The sequence below is a fragment of the Psychroserpens mesophilus genome (assembly GCF_000826645.1).
In the GTDB taxonomy this organism is placed as follows: Bacteria; Bacteroidota; Bacteroidia; order Flavobacteriales; family Flavobacteriaceae; genus Psychroserpens; species Psychroserpens mesophilus.
In genome coordinates, this window is the sequence record NZ_JXJP01000002.1 from 1 (window position 1) to 14,977 (window position 14,977).

Genomic DNA, 14,977 nt, shown 5'->3' on the forward strand with positions numbered 1-14,977 from the left:
AGGTGGAGGGAATAGTTATGATTTTGGAGCTAGAATGTTGGATCCTAGAATTGGAAGATGGATGAGCCCAGATCCTTTGATGGATCTTTTTCCTAGCCAATCCCCTTACTCTACTTTCGACAACAATCCTATCTTTTGGATAGATCCAAATGGAGCTGCTCCTCAAAGCAATGACAAAGATAAGGAGAAAGAGAAAGAGAAAGAGAAAACAAAAGTTAATGTGTTGATTGGGCCAAAAGATAAGACTTGGTCAGGAAATGAAAAAACTAAAGACACTAAACAAAAAGATGTAGATGCAGCAATGATGAATTTTATTTCTAATGCTAAAAGCGAATCTGAACTTATTGTTATTGAGGCAACTAATATAGATGATGCGCTTGTTCTTTTGAAAGAAGCACTAGGTGATGATAAGGAAATAGAAAATTTATTTATAGCTTCGCATGGTGGGTATAAAAACGCATCATTTAGGATAGGCAACAATGGTGCAAATGGGTCACTTTATCATGCTTGGAGTGTTTCAAATGATAAAAAGCTAAAGAAGTTGGGTGAATCATTAAGTGATAATTCAAATGTTATTTTGATGGGATGTCATGCAGGATCTTATCATAATGGAGGAGATAAGCTAGTCCAAAACCTATCTATCGCATTAAACGCTACTGTTTATGCAAATCAAAGTTGGGGCTGGAGTCCACAATCTAATCTATTTTATGATGACACTTGGACAAACTTGTGGGGAGCTTTTGACGATCCATATTATCAAGCAGGCTATTCGAATCCAGCAGAGTTTCCTTATGCTAGTAGAAAACAAGCATATGATAATGCGGGAAAATGGACAAAAGCTAGCCCTGTTTTAGAGAAAGGCGAAGCTAAAGCTAATTTAGAAACTGTTAACGCTGTTTACTATAAAGCTAATGGTACAATAGGTGTTTCTGATTTTGATTGGAGCGAAACCCAAGAGAACAAAGTAGAACTCAAAAAAGTTAAAGAACTTAAAGATTAGGTAAATGAAATATAAAATACAAATATTGACCATAATAGTTTTTCTTCTTCTTTTCGTTTTAAGTGGATTTAAATTAAAAAGTATGAACGATAATATTAAATATTATAAAGATTTTGATGAATTAACATTAACAGGTTTTGGATTAATTAAGGACAAAAAAAAACTGAATTATCCTTATGTAGAAGTGAGATACGATGAGGACAATAAAGTTAAGGATGTTTTTATACACGTTTCAGAGAAAAGGGTGTATGTAAAGGATATAGTTGAAATAGAAGGGAAAAGATGTTTAAGATACATAGCTGGGCATCAAGATGAAGGTTGCTTGAATCATTATTACACTTTGTATGTTGAGAATTTATCTTACACATTTGAATATTGTGGTAATCTTGATAATGACGAAAACTTTTATTTAAGTAGTCTTAAAATTAGTTCTAAAGATAAAGAGGTAACTTATATTTATGAGCCTTATAAATATAAATCTAAACCTACACTAGATTTTATAAATGATATTCCTAAGCCAAAAGTAACCTACAATATTCATATTGACATTGATGAAAACAACTGTTTAAAATATACAGAACAAAGAGTTGATAATTGGGACAACAACAGTATTGGTTATGAGGAAGTATCTTGTTATGAATTAGGTAATTATTCATATTTTTGGTGGACATATTTTGGAAACAGGATGAAGAAAGTCTCATGTAGATAATTAATTGTCTTTATAAGGAATAATAAAAAAAAGTTACTTTTTACTGTAGTTTTATTATACTTAATGCAAAGCCATATTCTCATCGAAGAACTGATTGAATTAGAAATCAACAAAAGTAAAGTTCTGAAAACCCTATTGCTATAATAAGCTTAACAGTTGTCTAACTAAAAAAAGTTAGATACATTTATACAAAATACTTTTCGTGAAAAAAAAATTACTACTTATAATCTGTTTTAGTTTGTTATTATCTGTTTCATCAGAGATGCAACGTAAGTATATTAGAGCAGGAGATTTTGACATTGTTTGTCATGTGGCGCTTAAGCAAGTTAATAATTACCAAAATGGCAAACTTTACTATTGGTTTAAGACAGGAGAAATCCATACAAGTATTTCCAATGCAGGTGGCTTGGTATTACATGAAGACTATTCAAAATTTTATAGATCAAAACAATTAGCCGAAAAGGGTGATTTTAATTATGGTCTTAAAGATGGTGAATGGCGTTCTTGGTATGAAAATGGAAGTTTAAAAACCATAATCGATTGGAAAAGCGGTCTTAAACATGGTGTTTACATCTCTTACGACCAAGAAGGAGAATTAAAAGAATCAGGTACTTATACCAACCATAAAAAGAGTAGAATGTGGATTAACCACAAGCTTAAAGACACAACCTATTACAAAGGTGATAGTGCTTATGCAACGAAGCCAGTAAGTAAAGTTAATGGTTTTTTTAGTAAGTTGTTTAGAAAGCGAGATTCTACAGAAAAAGCACAAATTAAATTTGATCGCCAATTAAAACGAAAAGCAGATTCGACATCTAGAATTCAACGAAAAAAAGAGAAGCAAGATGCTAAAGAAAAAGCTGAAATGCAATCAAATAATTAGCGTTCTAATATCTTACTTAAATTAAATATTGGTGAATACATCGCAACCATAATAAACCCAACAATACTACCGATTAAAAGTATCATTACAGGTTCTAAAATAGTACCAATAAGTTTTGTTGAATGATCAATGTCTTCATTGTATTGATTAGCTAAATTATCATACATTTTATCTAATTCATTAATCTGCTCTCCAATAACTGTCAATGAGATTATTTTGGGTGTAAAAAACGAATGCTTAGCTAAACTATTTGCTAATGTTTCTCCTTTTAAAACATCTATTCTAGTATGATATAAAGCTGTTTTAAGTGGGTAGAAACTAATCATTTTTTCTGTCAAATCTAATGCTGTTATTAATGGTGTTTTTGCGGCTAACAATAAACTAAATGATTGACAAAATCTAGCTAAATATATTTTAGTAAAAAGTGGTCCAAAAAATGGAATATTCATTAGTAATTTGGAAGTTAAATGACGATATTTTTTATTGGCTTTTAAAAGCTTATGACCAAAAACAAATCCTAAAACGATTAATAGAAATACAAGGAGTATGGTGTTGAAATTTTCAGATAAATCCAGAACAAATTGTGTAATTCCTGGCAGTTCTTTTCCAAATTGTTTGAAAATGGAAGAGAACATAGGAACCACAAAATTTAACATAAAATATAAAACACCAAAAGTGATAAACAACACAAAAACAGGGTAGGCAAGTACAGAAACTACTTGACGTTTCATCTTTATTTTCCTAGCAAAATATTTTTGTAATTGATCAAAAACTTCAGGTAACCTACGTGTGTCTTCACCAATTTTTATACTGTAATATTCGTAAGGTGAAAAATGCTTAAAATCTTGAATCGCTTGATGAAGAGGCCTGCCTTTAACTATTGCGCTATTAATTTGCTCATAGATTGTTTTTAGAAATTTTGATTTTTGTTGACCAGACAGTATTTGTAGCGCCTGATTATAATCTACACCAGATTTCAAAAGCGTTGAAAATTCTCTGTAAAAATCTTCTTTTTGTTTATTTGAAAACCTTTTGAATGAGGGTAATTTTGTATCATAACCCAAGCTTAATGAAGGCTTTTTAGTTTTCTTATTATTTTGAGATAAATCAATCTTCATTAAATAGTTGTTTGTTGATTTTTTTAGCATTATTTTCTTTAAAATAATAGCTTGTTGTAATGGTATCTTTAAGAAGTTTTAGTTTGATTTCTAGGTTATTCTTTGCTTTACGACCTTCTTCTACTAAAGAGAAATTTATGGTATGTATTTTAAATGAGTTTTCGAAATTGTCCTGACGTCTTAAAATTGCATCATCTAAAATATAATAATCAATATGAGCTTTGCTGTAAAAGTCTAAATGAATATGATTTTCATTAACTAAAAACCCATTAGCATTATTAACGTCATTCATAAATGTTGAATTAAATAAATTATACTCTAATATTTCAGTGTTTTCTTTTTCAAATAGGCTTAACTGTCTTCCAATTAAGTCAATTAAGGCATAGGAAAGTGCAATAATAATACTTATCAGCATTAAGGTAATTAGAGACTCTAATAAGGTAAATGCATGTATTTTAATTACCTTTTTCAAATTTAACAAGTTTAATAATATTATATTTTTTATTTCCAGTAGTGATAGTGTAGTCTAAAACAACTATCTGTTCATCAGCTTTTATAATTGCATTTTTTGTTATAGTGTAATGATTATATTTGAAAATGTCATTTTCATAATCTTGATTTTTTATAGCTAGATGAGTTAATTGTTCAACCTTGTGTTTGGCTTCATAATAATGAACAGGGCTATTTTGGCTTATAACATTTATATATACGGATAATGCTACTAATGAGCATATCGAGATTAATACAATTGCTATAATAGTTTCTACAATTGAAGAAGCTTTTAATACCTTAAAATTCTTTAATAATTTCATGTGTCTTAGTATTAATTTCTAAACCTGATAGAGTTAGGTTTACAAAATTTTCAGGCAAACTATCTCGACTTATTTTTCCATCTAAGATAATATTTTGATAATCTAATGTTTTTGTTTTTAAAAAGAAACGATCTGTATATATTTCTCCGATGACTTCGCCTTGCAATTGAGTATTACCATAGCAATAAACACTGCCATAAATTTTAGAAGACTTATCGATTATAAGTTTTCTTTTCAAAGATCCTTCATATGTATTACCATCAATTATGATTCCTCCAGCAATTTTTGAGAATTCTTTTAAATGTACTTTAACTGAATCTGTGTCATTTTTAATATAAATACTGGAAGGATATTTTAGTTGGCTATTTTTATTTAAAGTAACCTCATTATTTGAAACGATTTGTAGATTGCCTGAAAAACCTGATTCTATTATAACTTTTTTTGCAATTAATACTACATCACTTAATTCAGTAGAAGGGGAAATAGTAAGTTCATCTGAAGTATATATAATAACATTGCCTTTAATAGTGAGATCTCTTAAGTCTGAAATGTTGGAAACATCAATAACCAAGGTTTCTAAATCAAATGAATTTATAATAGAATTAGTTTTAACATCACTAAGAATAACTTTTTTGTATAGAGAAAGATCGAAGTTATATTTTATATCTAAAGTTGGTAGTTTATCTTCTGATTTAAGTTGTTGTCCACTAATAGTTATGGAGTTAGTTTGTTGATTATTTATATAAGCCTGCTCAATTAATCCGTTTGGAACTTTAGATATACCTTTTATAGTAGTATTTCCAGCTACTTTTATAGGGCGATCATAATTTGTAACATATAAAACAGGTGAGTTTTTTTTGTTTTGGAAATTTCCAATTAAACCAATTCTACGAATAGTATCGCCTTTAAATATGGTTTTAGAAGATAGCAAATCATAGAAACCCCATTTTTTTTTGGTTGTATGAGTTCTAATTCCATCTTCAAAAATATCTTTTGTACTACTAATATCATATTCTAATTTGTCAAGATTTAAAGAATAGTATGTAAAAGCAGCATTATTTGAATTAATTAATGATTCTCTTAACTCTAATTTTAGATTCAGTAAATTTTGATAATGAGATATAAGCACTAAGCAACCCGAAAATATCGAGATCATTAAACACACAAAAATAGCATTGCTTAAGGAGGATGCTTTTAACAAGATTTTAAAATTTTATTCAATGTCATGATAATATTTTTATTTTGAAAACATTTGTGCGTAAAATGAAGATAAAAAAATCACTAAGTTTGAGAAGAATGATTTTAGTAATATTTTTGAAAATGATAAAGCCTATTAAAACTATTTTAGCTCTATAATCTTAGATTGACAAGTTTTAATTTGAAAATTACCTTCATTAATTATCGTAAACCCATCTTTTGATACTGAAAAATAAAAGCCTTCAGGAGGAAGGTTTTTAATACAACCGTGATTTCCGCCATTAACAGTTATTGTTCTATATGTTGAAGAGAGCGTTTTACCAATATCTTGAATTTTTATTACATATTTAGTATTTGAATTATTTTCAAAACAAATGTCTCCAACATTTTCCTTATCACAATTTGGGTTACTGCTTTTATTTTTTTCAGCTTCTTCTATCGTCACTTTCCAATCTTTTAAACCAATATAGTTTGCTATATCATAAGTTATAGGCAATTTACCAGATTCAGTAGTTATAATTTTGCCAGTTTGAGTATCTGTGACAGTAACTCTTAACCTAATGATACTATTAAAAACATAAACCATACCTGTTATGTAAGCATCAGCAGCGATTAACATACCAAATTGCTTTTCTGTTTTAGGGTCAATCAAACCTCTACTTTTTAATTTATGTTCTTTAAAATATTCATCAAAGGTAGCTCTATCCATTACTTCATAATTAATCGCTGACTTGGGCATCAAATCCCAAAACTCCTCTGTTACATACTCTGCGAGGACATCTTCATTTTCTTTTTTGAACTTAAAAGGATAAATGGCAATTTGAAAATTATCATTATAGTTATTAAGATCTTTTGCAATGCTTCCAATAACCTTAGCTAAGCTTGAATCAAAATCTTGAGCATGATTAACTTGAGTCATTAGAAAGAATAGGCTTATTATGCATATTAATGTTTTAGTCATAATTTATTTTTTTGATAGCGTTAATTTTTGCTTCAGTGTTAGTGTATCCTGATCCAATAGTTTTTATTGTTTTGGAATTAATTTCATTCCAGCTTTTTTTAATATTGACGTAGACAGTTAATTCTAAATTTAGATTACAAGTAATCATATTTTGTATATCGATATCTTTTGAGAAATGATATGCAGATGTACCTAAAACAAGTGTGTCAACTTTAATTTGCTTTCCAAATAAGTAGAGTTTTTCATTTGGATTGAATTTGGAAATAAAACTTTTTTGATAATTATTTGAGTCTCTTAAATTTATCACAGAACTATTTTTATCTAAATAGTTTGACTTCAAATTTGTTACTAATTCATTGTCAAAATCATTATCATTTAAAATCAAAACTGCTATTCTCTTATTTATAGAATTTTCGTTTTCATTAGAAATAAAGGAATCAGGTTGAGTCTTGTGGATTGGTACATATTTTTGAATCATTCCTTCAGTTATTTTTTTTAAAGTTTCTCCATTTACTGGGTGCAGTCCAGGCGAGGTAAAGTATTCTAACTTATCTTCTTTAGTTTTGTAATACCAAACTAGAGGTTTTCCTGTTTCTTCTGAAAAAAAAGTAGTTGAAGCATCGACTTCGATCTTTTTCATTTTACTTTTAGATAGTAGAAAGGGCTCTACCTTAGTTCCATGATCTGGATGTAATTGAAATCCACAATCTGTAATTTCATAATGATCTTTAGCCCAAGCCATGCATTCTATTGGTTGTTTATCATCGGTTTTGTTTTTCCATATATGGTTACTGGCAATCTGATAAAGAATAAGTGTAAGAGCAGATACAATAATTATTTGAAGAGTTAAAATCCATTTTCTTTTTTTACTATTGTTTTCTTCTTCTTCTTCTATTGGATCAGAGGTATCTATTTTTGTGTTTTTAGGTTCTATTTCATTCTTGGGTTCTTCGTCTTTCAGTTCAATTTTTATGTTATTTTTTAAATAATCTTTATAATCTTCATAGCCTATAAACTTACAAAAGTTGTCTATAGATTGCTTTTTAAACTTTCCTATACTATCATCATTTTCAATATATTTTTTATGAGCCCTTTCTGCTGTTTTATAACTAATCCTATTTTTTGGATCAGATTGTAATTCAATTTCATTAGTCCAACCAGTTATTGAGTCTGTAGTTGAGGTCAATTTGATTTTATCAAACATCTGTTCAACTATCTGTTTAATATAATAATGATGATCCATACTTTAAAGTTACAAAATTTCATTAGATATATATGACATGATGTCTCAAACACCCTGATATTAAAGGTGTCTTAAAGAAGTCCTTTAGAAGTCTCATCCTTGTCTGCAATAAATGTACAATCTCTTATTTACTTTGCTTCAGTGATTGGTTCTCGTTATGCCTTGCTAAACATAACTCTTGTACAAAACTAATTATTATGGAAACCCGTAATGCGGTTTGTTGATAGTCAATAAGGAAGTTACTAAAGACGATCGCAAAGGGTTTCAGCTTCCTTAAATAATTTTTATCAGATGGCAAAGCGCCATTCACGTCTCTAGGTAAAAAACCTGGACAGGGACACTGATGTTTAATTCAAAAATTTTAAAATCATGAAAAATATATTATATGTTATAATTGTTTTGTTTATGGGTGCTAATATTACGTCTTGCACACCAGAGAATATTGTTGATGAGGTTACTCAACCACAAGCTTGTTGTGACGATGGAGGACACATCCCTCCACCACCTCCGCCACCAGGAGGAGACCCTGTAGGAGGATAATAGTTAACTAAATAATTAATACTTTAGAGGTATGAAACTAATTAATACTTCATTCCTCTTTTTTTTTGTAAAACTTGCCTTTATGCTACTAAGTGGTGTGTCTTTTGTTTACGGACAAGAAGAGTCAATTGATAGTTTAAGCTATTATTATGAGCTTGCAAATAATCCCAAGGATAAAATTGATTTAACATTAGCTTATGTTTATTATGAAAATCATAAAGATGATAGTTTACTAAAAAAAGATACTATAAATGCCATTAATGATTTACGGCAGATTGCAATTATTCAATATGAGTTAGGCCTTATACACGAAAGTGAGATAACAGCAACTGAAGCTTTAAATTTAATTGATAACCTCAAATTAAATGATTCACTCATTTATGAGCCTAAAGTTGGTATTTATAACCACTTAGGAAGGGTTTCAGATTATTTAGGGGAATATGATATTGCGTTAAATCACTATGACAAAGTGTTGTCTATTGAAAAAGATTCGTCTAGAATTAATGTGTTACTTAACAATAAAGCTTTAGTATATTATAAGCAAGGTAAGTATGAATTATCATTAAGAAATTTTAAAATAGTATATGAAAATAGTTTGAAGTATGGCGAAAAAAAGGAAATGGCAAGAGCTTTGAATAATTTAGGAATGGCTAAGTCAAAATTAAATCTTCCAGATGCGTTATTAGACATTCAAAATGCTTTAAATATTAGAGAAGAAATTAATTATGACATTGGTAAATTTTCAAGTTATCTTGATTTATCAGAATATTACATTGACAGAAGCAACAGAATTAAAGCTAGAAATTATATTCAAAAAGCATTAGATATTTCTGATAAAAACAAGAATATAAAGTTAAGGGAGAGCGTTTTATCTGCTTTAATTGATTTAAATAATGATTCAATTGTAATTGAATATAAAAAGCTAAATGATAGTTTAAATAAGAGTAAGCAAAATATTAGGAATATATATTCATCAAAAAAATATGCATATGATAAACAAGAAAAAATAGCTAATGAAGTTAAACTTAAACTTAAAGACAGTGAATTAATGCGTGAAAAACAAAAGTCTAAGATAACTGTATCAATTGTTGTTGCAATATTTGTAGCGTTGTTATCAATGTTTATGTTTTTCATTCTTAAATCAAGACACACAAAAGAAAAGCAAAAAAAGGTGCTAGAAACCGAATCTCGTATTTCAAAACGTATTCATGATGAGCTAGCTAATGATGTATATAGTGCTATGGTTCAGCTAGATAACAACTCGGTTCCAGTAGCTGAAATTCTTAATGATCTTGAAAACATTTACCATAAAGCAAGAGATTTGTCTCAAGAAAAGTCTACAATAAAAAGCATTAAGGAGTTTATGGAAGATCTAAAAAAAGCATTAGCGTCATTCAATAATGATATGACAAATGTTATAGTTAAAGGTTTAGTTCCAGACATATGGATTGATGTTTCAGACGAAAAAAAGCTAGTTGTCTTTAGAGTTATCAAAGAACTTATGGTAAATATGCGTAAGCATAGTAGAGCTAATATAGTAAGTATTATTTTCGAGAGAAGTAATAATATAATAACTTTAAGGTACGCAGATAATGGTGTAGGATCATATAAAAAAGAAGTTTCGAAAGGGGTAGGATTGGTAAATGCGGAAAACCGTATTCAAGCTATTGGAGGTAATTTTATATTTGATGCATCCTCAGAAAAAGGGTTGAAAATAATTATAGAAATTCCAGCATAAAAAATTATGTTTAAAAAAGTATTAGTTGCAGAAGATCTAGGAACAACCAATTATGGTATTGCCAATATCTTGAAAGAAAAGCTTGATATTCCAGATGTGCAACAGGCACTTTATTGTGATGATGCCTTTATGAAAATGTGCAAGGCAAATAAAGATAATACACCTTTTGAAATTCTAATAACAGACCTTTCTTTTACCAAAGACTACAGAGAACAAAACATTAAAAAAGGAGAGGAATTGATAGTGAAAACTCGTGAAGTTATTCCTAATATCAAAATTCTAGTGTTTTCCATAGAAAATAGGCCGTCAAAAATTAAATCATTATTTAAAAACTATGCTATCAATGGTTATATATGTAAAGGTAGATATAGTTTAAAGGAGTTAGAAAAAGCTATGCCCCAAATACATTTAGGTATTAATTACGTGTCTAAAGACCTTGAACGAACACTTAAGTCTTCAATCATCTTTGAACTCAAAGAATTCGATACTATATTGCTACAACGATTGTCAGAAGGGCTTTCGCAAGAACAAATTTCACTTCAGTTTAAAGAAGAAGGCATTTCACCAAGTAGCCTAAGTAGTATAGAAAAGCGATTAAATAGCATTAAACTAGAGTTCAGGGCAGGAAATACCATTCAACTTATTTCTATTGTAAAAGATTTAGGTTTGATTTAGAAAAATTTCCATACGATAAGGTATCCCGTAAAGTAAATCTTCAAATGACTATTAGTTTTGTTTTAAACAATTTAAAACATTAAAACTATGTCTCGTTATTATGTAAACAACAATGCCCAATCAAATGGAGATCACGAAGTCCATAAAGAAGGCTGCTTTTATCTCCAATTTGTAATCAGTAAAAAAGATTTAGGTTATCATACCACTTGTGAAAGTGCTGTAAGAGAAGCCAAAGAAACCTATGCTACAGCAGATGGTTGTAAAACTTGTTCTGAGGAATGTCATAACAGCTGAAAATAAAGATATTGATAATTAAAAAATAAATAATGAATAAAAATCAAGCAATTAAACCAGGGCCAAAACCAAAAAAAGAAGATGGAACACCTGATAAAAGAAGACGTGTAACACCAGAAAGGAGACCAAAACATCCAGGACTAAAACCTCACAAGCATAAACGTGGGGATTAAAGCTTTTGATAGAATAAAAATAAATTTTATGATTGAATATTTTATAAGATACGATTTAAGAGATAGTCAAGACTATCAGAAATTATATGATGAATTAAAAAGATTTAAAGCTATTCAAGTATTAGTATCTCTTTATTGCCTAAAATATCAAAATGATAAAACTGAAGAACTTTGTAATCATTTTAAAAAATTCATTGATGGTGATGATGGACTGATAGTTATTAAATCTGCATTTTGGGCAGGAGTTAATTTAGATAATAGTCCAAACAATATTTAACATTATTTATGAGATATATTAAAAGTAATTTGAAAACACTATCCTTGGCAATAGGATGTTTTATTTGTATTCAAATATTTACTTCTTTCACCCTCAATTCTAATATACGGCAAACACATTCAACAAATGAATTTATTAGTTCCAATGTTTCTCATAAAGTTTCAGATATTCAAGTCTACATTTGTAAAGGTCCTACTAGCAAACGATATCACTACAATAAATCCTGTCGAGGATTAAATTCCTGCTCTACAAAGATTTATAAAGTTTCACTTTCAGAAGCAGAGGAAATAGGAAGAACCTTATGTGGTTGGGAAGATTGAACTCAAAACTTTTTTTCATTTAAATTCTCACTTTACGGAAATCCGTAATAAACTGATTTTCAAACTTGCTAGGTTTGTTGTTGATAAAGGTTCTTGTCAAACCTTATCTAGAGGAAGCCGAAAATCTATACAGAGTAGGTTAGCATAAGAATAAACAATATGGGATTATTTAGTAATGTTTTAAAAGGAAATGAATCTGATTCTTCATTTACAAACGAAGAAGCTTTTTTAGGTACCATAGTTGCGATTACTGCTGCAGATGGTGATATATCAGATGAAGAAATGTCTGATTTAAAATCGATCATAAACAAATCGCAAACATTATCAGATGTTGATGATAACACTTATAGTAAAATCGTGAATAAAGTATTTAGGGTTCTACGAAAAGATGGTGTGGATCATCTAGTTAACCTTTCTGTAAACGGCTTGTCCGATAGCTTATATGAGGGTGTCTTCGCGTTAGTTTGTGATCTAGCTTACTCAGATGGATTCATTGAAAAAGATGAAGAGAGAGTACTGGAGCGTCTACAGCAAGAATTTAATATTTCAGATAGTACTGCACTTAATATTGTTAAAGTCATAACTGTAAAAAATCTAGTCTAGACGTAAAGCGTTTAACACTTAAGTTATAAATATTCAAAGAAACAATTTAATTATTATGGCAAAAGGAAAAAAATGTCCGTATTGTAGTACAATACTATATGTACAATCAGAAAGAGAAGAACCCAAAGGAAATTGGGTAGTTTACATATGTCGAAATGGTAATTGTAGGCATACTGAAAAAATATTTGAAAGCAAATAATAATTTATTAAAAACCAACAACTATGCAATACAAAGTCATTCCTTTTCCCCAATCCAAAAATATAAACAAACAATTTCAATCTATAATTGACGAACATGCTGTAGATGGTTGGGTTTATGTAAACCACAATTACTCGCATTATTTATTGCCTGGAAACGCAGGTTGTTTTGGTATAGGTGCAAAGCCAGATACTATTTGGCATGTTGGAAATGTGGTTCTCCAAAAGGGATAATATGAAATATATTTTATTGGTCATCATTAAATCCTATTGGCATTTAATTCCAGCTAAAAAAAGAACGCTATGTATTTATAAAGAAAGCTGCTCTCATTATGTTTTTGACAAAACTAAAACTGAGGGTTTTTCAAGTGGATTAAGAGCATTATGGTTTAGATATCAAAATTGTCGTCCTGGCTATTATTTAATGACAATTAATAATTAAACCATTTTAGTTACTGTAAATAATGAAGTTTTTTCAGAAGAAGAAATTGATTCTAGACTATTAACTCAACAAAACCAATGAATTTGTTTAACCGCTATAATTTTACAATTCTATATATACTTTTGAGTATCATATTTGTTTTTTCTACAACGAGTTGTAGTGATAAAAATGTTTATGAACTTTCCACAGAGCAAGAGACTCCTGTTGATACATTAGGCTTATTAGGTGTTAATTTCTATTTAGAGACTTCAGCAAGTATGAGAGGATACGTTAATTCTAATGTACCTGGTAATTACCCATTAAAAGATTTAATGCCTTTTATAGTGACTGACTTCGACAATACATTCGCTATTGAGAGTAATTTGTATACGATATCAGATAAGCAACAAAAGTACAGATATTCGAAAGCAAAGTTTTTTGACCAGTTAAGAGCTGGTAAAGTTTTCACAGGTAAGTCATCAAAACTACAAAACATTTTCGCTGATGTTATTTCAGCTACAGGTAATGGTACAGTAAGTATTTTAATCACAGATTGTATTCCAGATTTAGGAAAGATTAATACTAAAACTGAGGGGTCTAAAATCACAAGCCAGTTATATAATCATTTAGTAGGTAATAAATCTCTTGGTGTAGCTGTATTTAAGTATAGTAGCAATTTTAATGGGACTCATTATTTTAATCGTGAAAATAATAACGGAGTGCCTCAAAGTAAAAGACCGTTTTACAATCAAATTTTAAACGATAGACCATTTTACATATGGGTATTTGGAGAACCAACACTAGTTACAAAAGTATTATCAAAAAATATTATAAAAACTTATCAAGCTGCTCACACCTATAATTTGCCATTGCAAAAGATGGAAGTTGGATTGTTGAAATATCCTAAATCTGGAAAAATTTCAATTACTCCTGAAAAAAATACGATTTTGATAAAAGAGATTGAAGCTAAAAGACCAGCTACATTTACTATAGGATTGGATTTAAAGGAGCTTTCAGATCTTCAAAAAAATCAACTTTTAGATTCCTTGAACTATGAGGTGTATCCTAAATATATAGCAGAGACTATTAGCTTAATTATAAAAGATAAAAACACATTGCTTTTAGAAAAAATAAAAGATAAATCGGTGATTGAAAGCTCAAGCTATACTCATTTTGTACAACCTACTCTATATGATTTCAATGTAGGGACAGAGAAAATATATTTCAAAAATTTTAATAAGGAAGCTGAGTGGATAAATGATACTGATTTAGAAGATGATGTAGATATTTCAAAAAGTGATTTAGAAAATAAAACCTTTGGTTTTCAATTTATCACCAAAGCCTTTAGCAGAGCTTTTTCAGCCGAAAACGCAAGTTTGCAACTAACACTCACAAAACAAGAAAAACGATAAACATTTATACTCATGGAAGAATTTTATTTCTTATTTGAAGACTTAAATAACTGGGACGTTTGGACCGACACAGGCTACACAACTGCATTCATCATTTTAGTAACTACTTCGCTCATTGTTAGTGCAATTTATTACTTGTTATTAGGGAGAATAAGTATGCGATATTCTACTATGGGGAAGTGGTTTCTATTTAGTATGATTAATTTAATGTTAGTTTTTATTCTAACTATAACAATAGAAGGTATCTTAATTTTTGATTTGGTTTTCGGAGAGTTTTTTCCAAAACTGTGGATTTTTACAATTATAAATTCAATCTACAGCTTTGTATTGTATTTATTATTGTCATTAGTTTTTAAGCGATTCTCAATTTTCTCAAAATTCATACCTGTAAAATTTTAAAACG

20 protein-coding genes are annotated in these 14,977 nt (G+C 29.2%); 14 read left to right on the forward strand and 6 right to left on the reverse strand.

Features of this window, described 5'->3' with window-relative positions:
- The 3 genes from TD18_RS02320 to TD18_RS16550 form a co-directional block, all read left to right on the forward strand.
- On the forward strand, positions 1-1,000 hold a 1,000-nt coding region (locus tag TD18_RS02320), incomplete at its 5' end, for a DUF4347 domain-containing protein (protein WP_040248009.1).
- 82 nt (positions 1,001-1,082) lie between these two features.
- A complete protein-coding gene (locus tag TD18_RS02325; RefSeq protein ID WP_040248014.1) occupies positions 1,083-1,709 on the forward strand; it encodes a hypothetical protein in 627 nt (208 codons plus the stop codon).
- Positions 1,710-1,911: 202 nt separating this feature from the next.
- Complete coding sequence (locus TD18_RS16550) at positions 1,912-2,592, forward strand: toxin-antitoxin system YwqK family antitoxin (RefSeq protein ID WP_152611294.1); 681 nt, start codon at positions 1,912-1,914, stop codon at positions 2,590-2,592.
- On the opposite strand, the gene TD18_RS02335 is transcribed toward TD18_RS16550, so the two are convergent.
- The 6 genes from TD18_RS02335 to TD18_RS02360 form a co-directional block, all read right to left on the reverse strand.
- The gene (locus TD18_RS02335; RefSeq protein WP_040248700.1) at positions 2,589-3,710 is read right to left on the reverse strand and encodes a type II secretion system F family protein; all 1,122 of its coding nucleotides are present in this window, start codon (positions 3,708-3,710) and stop codon (positions 2,589-2,591) included. The genes TD18_RS16550 and TD18_RS02335 overlap by 4 nt on opposite strands.
- Complete coding sequence (locus tag TD18_RS02340) at positions 3,700-4,182, reverse strand: type II secretion system protein (RefSeq protein WP_040248016.1); 483 nt, start codon at positions 4,180-4,182, stop codon at positions 3,700-3,702. The genes TD18_RS02335 and TD18_RS02340 overlap by 11 nt, the downstream gene beginning before the upstream one ends.
- Positions 4,166-4,522, reverse strand: a complete 357-nt coding sequence (locus TD18_RS02345) for a hypothetical protein (RefSeq protein ID WP_040248019.1) — start codon at positions 4,520-4,522, stop codon at positions 4,166-4,168. Before TD18_RS02345 ends, TD18_RS02340 begins: the two co-directional genes overlap by 17 nt.
- Complete coding sequence (locus tag TD18_RS02350) at positions 4,500-5,723, reverse strand: hypothetical protein (RefSeq protein WP_152611296.1); 1,224 nt, start codon at positions 5,721-5,723, stop codon at positions 4,500-4,502. Before TD18_RS02350 ends, TD18_RS02345 begins: the two co-directional genes overlap by 23 nt.
- Before the next feature lie 138 nt (positions 5,724-5,861).
- On the reverse strand, positions 5,862-6,680 hold the full coding sequence (locus TD18_RS02355) for a CsgG/HfaB family protein (RefSeq protein ID WP_152611297.1): 819 nt from the start codon (positions 6,678-6,680) through the stop codon (positions 5,862-5,864).
- On the reverse strand, positions 6,673-7,923 hold the full coding sequence (locus TD18_RS02360; RefSeq protein ID WP_040248027.1) for a hypothetical protein: 1,251 nt from the start codon (positions 7,921-7,923) through the stop codon (positions 6,673-6,675). Before TD18_RS02360 ends, TD18_RS02355 begins: the two co-directional genes overlap by 8 nt.
- 369 nt (positions 7,924-8,292) lie before the next feature.
- On the opposite strand from TD18_RS02360, the gene TD18_RS17355 reads away from it, so the two are divergent.
- From TD18_RS17355 to TD18_RS02405, 11 genes are all read left to right on the forward strand, one after another.
- Complete coding sequence (locus TD18_RS17355) at positions 8,293-8,463, forward strand: hypothetical protein (protein WP_162835785.1); 171 nt, start codon at positions 8,293-8,295, stop codon at positions 8,461-8,463.
- Positions 8,464-8,494: 31 nt separating this feature from the next.
- Positions 8,495-10,201 carry a tetratricopeptide repeat-containing sensor histidine kinase gene (locus TD18_RS02365; RefSeq protein WP_152611298.1) on the forward strand — a complete coding sequence of 569 codons (1,707 nt, stop codon included), beginning with the start codon at positions 8,495-8,497 and terminating at the stop codon, positions 10,199-10,201.
- Between the two features lie 6 nt (positions 10,202-10,207).
- On the forward strand, positions 10,208-10,876 hold the full coding sequence (locus tag TD18_RS02370; RefSeq protein ID WP_040248030.1) for a DNA-binding response regulator: 669 nt from the start codon (positions 10,208-10,210) through the stop codon (positions 10,874-10,876).
- 87 nt (positions 10,877-10,963) lie between these two features.
- Positions 10,964-11,170 (forward strand): hypothetical protein, encoded by a 207-nt coding sequence (locus tag TD18_RS02375; protein ID WP_040248031.1) that lies wholly within the window; start codon positions 10,964-10,966, stop codon positions 11,168-11,170.
- A 32-nt stretch (positions 11,171-11,202) separates the two neighbouring features.
- The gene (locus tag TD18_RS17360; protein ID WP_162835786.1) at positions 11,203-11,343 is read left to right on the forward strand and encodes a hypothetical protein; all 141 of its coding nucleotides are present in this window, start codon (positions 11,203-11,205) and stop codon (positions 11,341-11,343) included.
- Positions 11,344-11,371: 28 nt separating this feature from the next.
- Positions 11,372-11,620 carry a hypothetical protein gene (locus TD18_RS02380; protein WP_040248033.1) on the forward strand — a complete coding sequence of 83 codons (249 nt, stop codon included), beginning with the start codon at positions 11,372-11,374 and terminating at the stop codon, positions 11,618-11,620.
- A 479-nt stretch (positions 11,621-12,099) separates the two neighbouring features.
- Positions 12,100-12,543 (forward strand): tellurite resistance TerB family protein, encoded by a 444-nt coding sequence (locus tag TD18_RS02385; RefSeq protein WP_040248034.1) that lies wholly within the window; start codon positions 12,100-12,102, stop codon positions 12,541-12,543.
- Positions 12,544-12,765: 222 nt separating this feature from the next.
- A complete protein-coding gene (locus tag TD18_RS02390; RefSeq protein ID WP_040248037.1) occupies positions 12,766-12,975 on the forward strand; it encodes a hypothetical protein in 210 nt (69 codons plus the stop codon).
- Between the two features lies 1 nt (position 12,976).
- Positions 12,977-13,183 (forward strand): membrane protein insertion efficiency factor YidD, encoded by a 207-nt coding sequence (yidD, locus tag TD18_RS17550; RefSeq protein ID WP_052461015.1) that lies wholly within the window; start codon positions 12,977-12,979, stop codon positions 13,181-13,183.
- Positions 13,184-13,305: 122 nt separating this feature from the next.
- Entirely contained in the window at positions 13,306-14,574 is a 1,269-nt protein-coding gene (locus TD18_RS02400) for a hypothetical protein (RefSeq protein ID WP_040248039.1), read from the forward strand.
- 12 nt (positions 14,575-14,586) lie between these two features.
- Positions 14,587-14,973 carry a hypothetical protein gene (locus TD18_RS02405; RefSeq protein WP_040248042.1) on the forward strand — a complete coding sequence of 129 codons (387 nt, stop codon included), beginning with the start codon at positions 14,587-14,589 and terminating at the stop codon, positions 14,971-14,973.
- The last annotated feature ends 4 nt before the right edge of the window (positions 14,974-14,977 follow it).

What these genes read in the sequence shown, in the direction of transcription:
- TD18_RS02325 (WP_040248014.1), top strand. Translation starts at nt 1,083, where the DNA reads ATGAACGATAATATTAAATATTATAAAGATTTTGATGAATTAACATTA.
- TD18_RS02390 (WP_040248037.1), top strand. Translation starts at nt 12,766, where the DNA reads ATGCAATACAAAGTCATTCCTTTTCCCCAATCCAAAAATATAAACAAA.
- TD18_RS02405 (WP_040248042.1), top strand. Translation starts at nt 14,587, where the DNA reads ATGGAAGAATTTTATTTCTTATTTGAAGACTTAAATAACTGGGACGTT.
- TD18_RS17360 (WP_162835786.1), top strand. Translation starts at nt 11,203, where the DNA reads ATGAATAAAAATCAAGCAATTAAACCAGGGCCAAAACCAAAAAAAGAA.
- TD18_RS17355 (WP_162835785.1), top strand. Translation starts at nt 8,293, where the DNA reads ATGAAAAATATATTATATGTTATAATTGTTTTGTTTATGGGTGCTAAT.
- yidD (WP_052461015.1), top strand. Translation starts at nt 12,977, where the DNA reads ATGAAATATATTTTATTGGTCATCATTAAATCCTATTGGCATTTAATT.
- TD18_RS02380 (WP_040248033.1), top strand. Translation starts at nt 11,372, where the DNA reads ATGATTGAATATTTTATAAGATACGATTTAAGAGATAGTCAAGACTAT.
- TD18_RS02335 (WP_040248700.1), bottom strand. Translation starts at nt 3,710, where the DNA reads ATGAAGATTGATTTATCTCAAAATAATAAGAAAACTAAAAAGCCTTCA.
- TD18_RS02345 (WP_040248019.1), bottom strand. Translation starts at nt 4,522, where the DNA reads ATGAAATTATTAAAGAATTTTAAGGTATTAAAAGCTTCTTCAATTGTA.
- TD18_RS02360 (WP_040248027.1), bottom strand. Translation starts at nt 7,923, where the DNA reads ATGGATCATCATTATTATATTAAACAGATAGTTGAACAGATGTTTGAT.
- TD18_RS02365 (WP_152611298.1), top strand. Translation starts at nt 8,495, where the DNA reads ATGAAACTAATTAATACTTCATTCCTCTTTTTTTTTGTAAAACTTGCC.
- TD18_RS02355 (WP_152611297.1), bottom strand. Translation starts at nt 6,680, where the DNA reads ATGACTAAAACATTAATATGCATAATAAGCCTATTCTTTCTAATGACT.
- TD18_RS02385 (WP_040248034.1), top strand. Translation starts at nt 12,100, where the DNA reads ATGGGATTATTTAGTAATGTTTTAAAAGGAAATGAATCTGATTCTTCA.
- TD18_RS02375 (WP_040248031.1), top strand. Translation starts at nt 10,964, where the DNA reads ATGTCTCGTTATTATGTAAACAACAATGCCCAATCAAATGGAGATCAC.
- TD18_RS02370 (WP_040248030.1), top strand. Translation starts at nt 10,208, where the DNA reads ATGTTTAAAAAAGTATTAGTTGCAGAAGATCTAGGAACAACCAATTAT.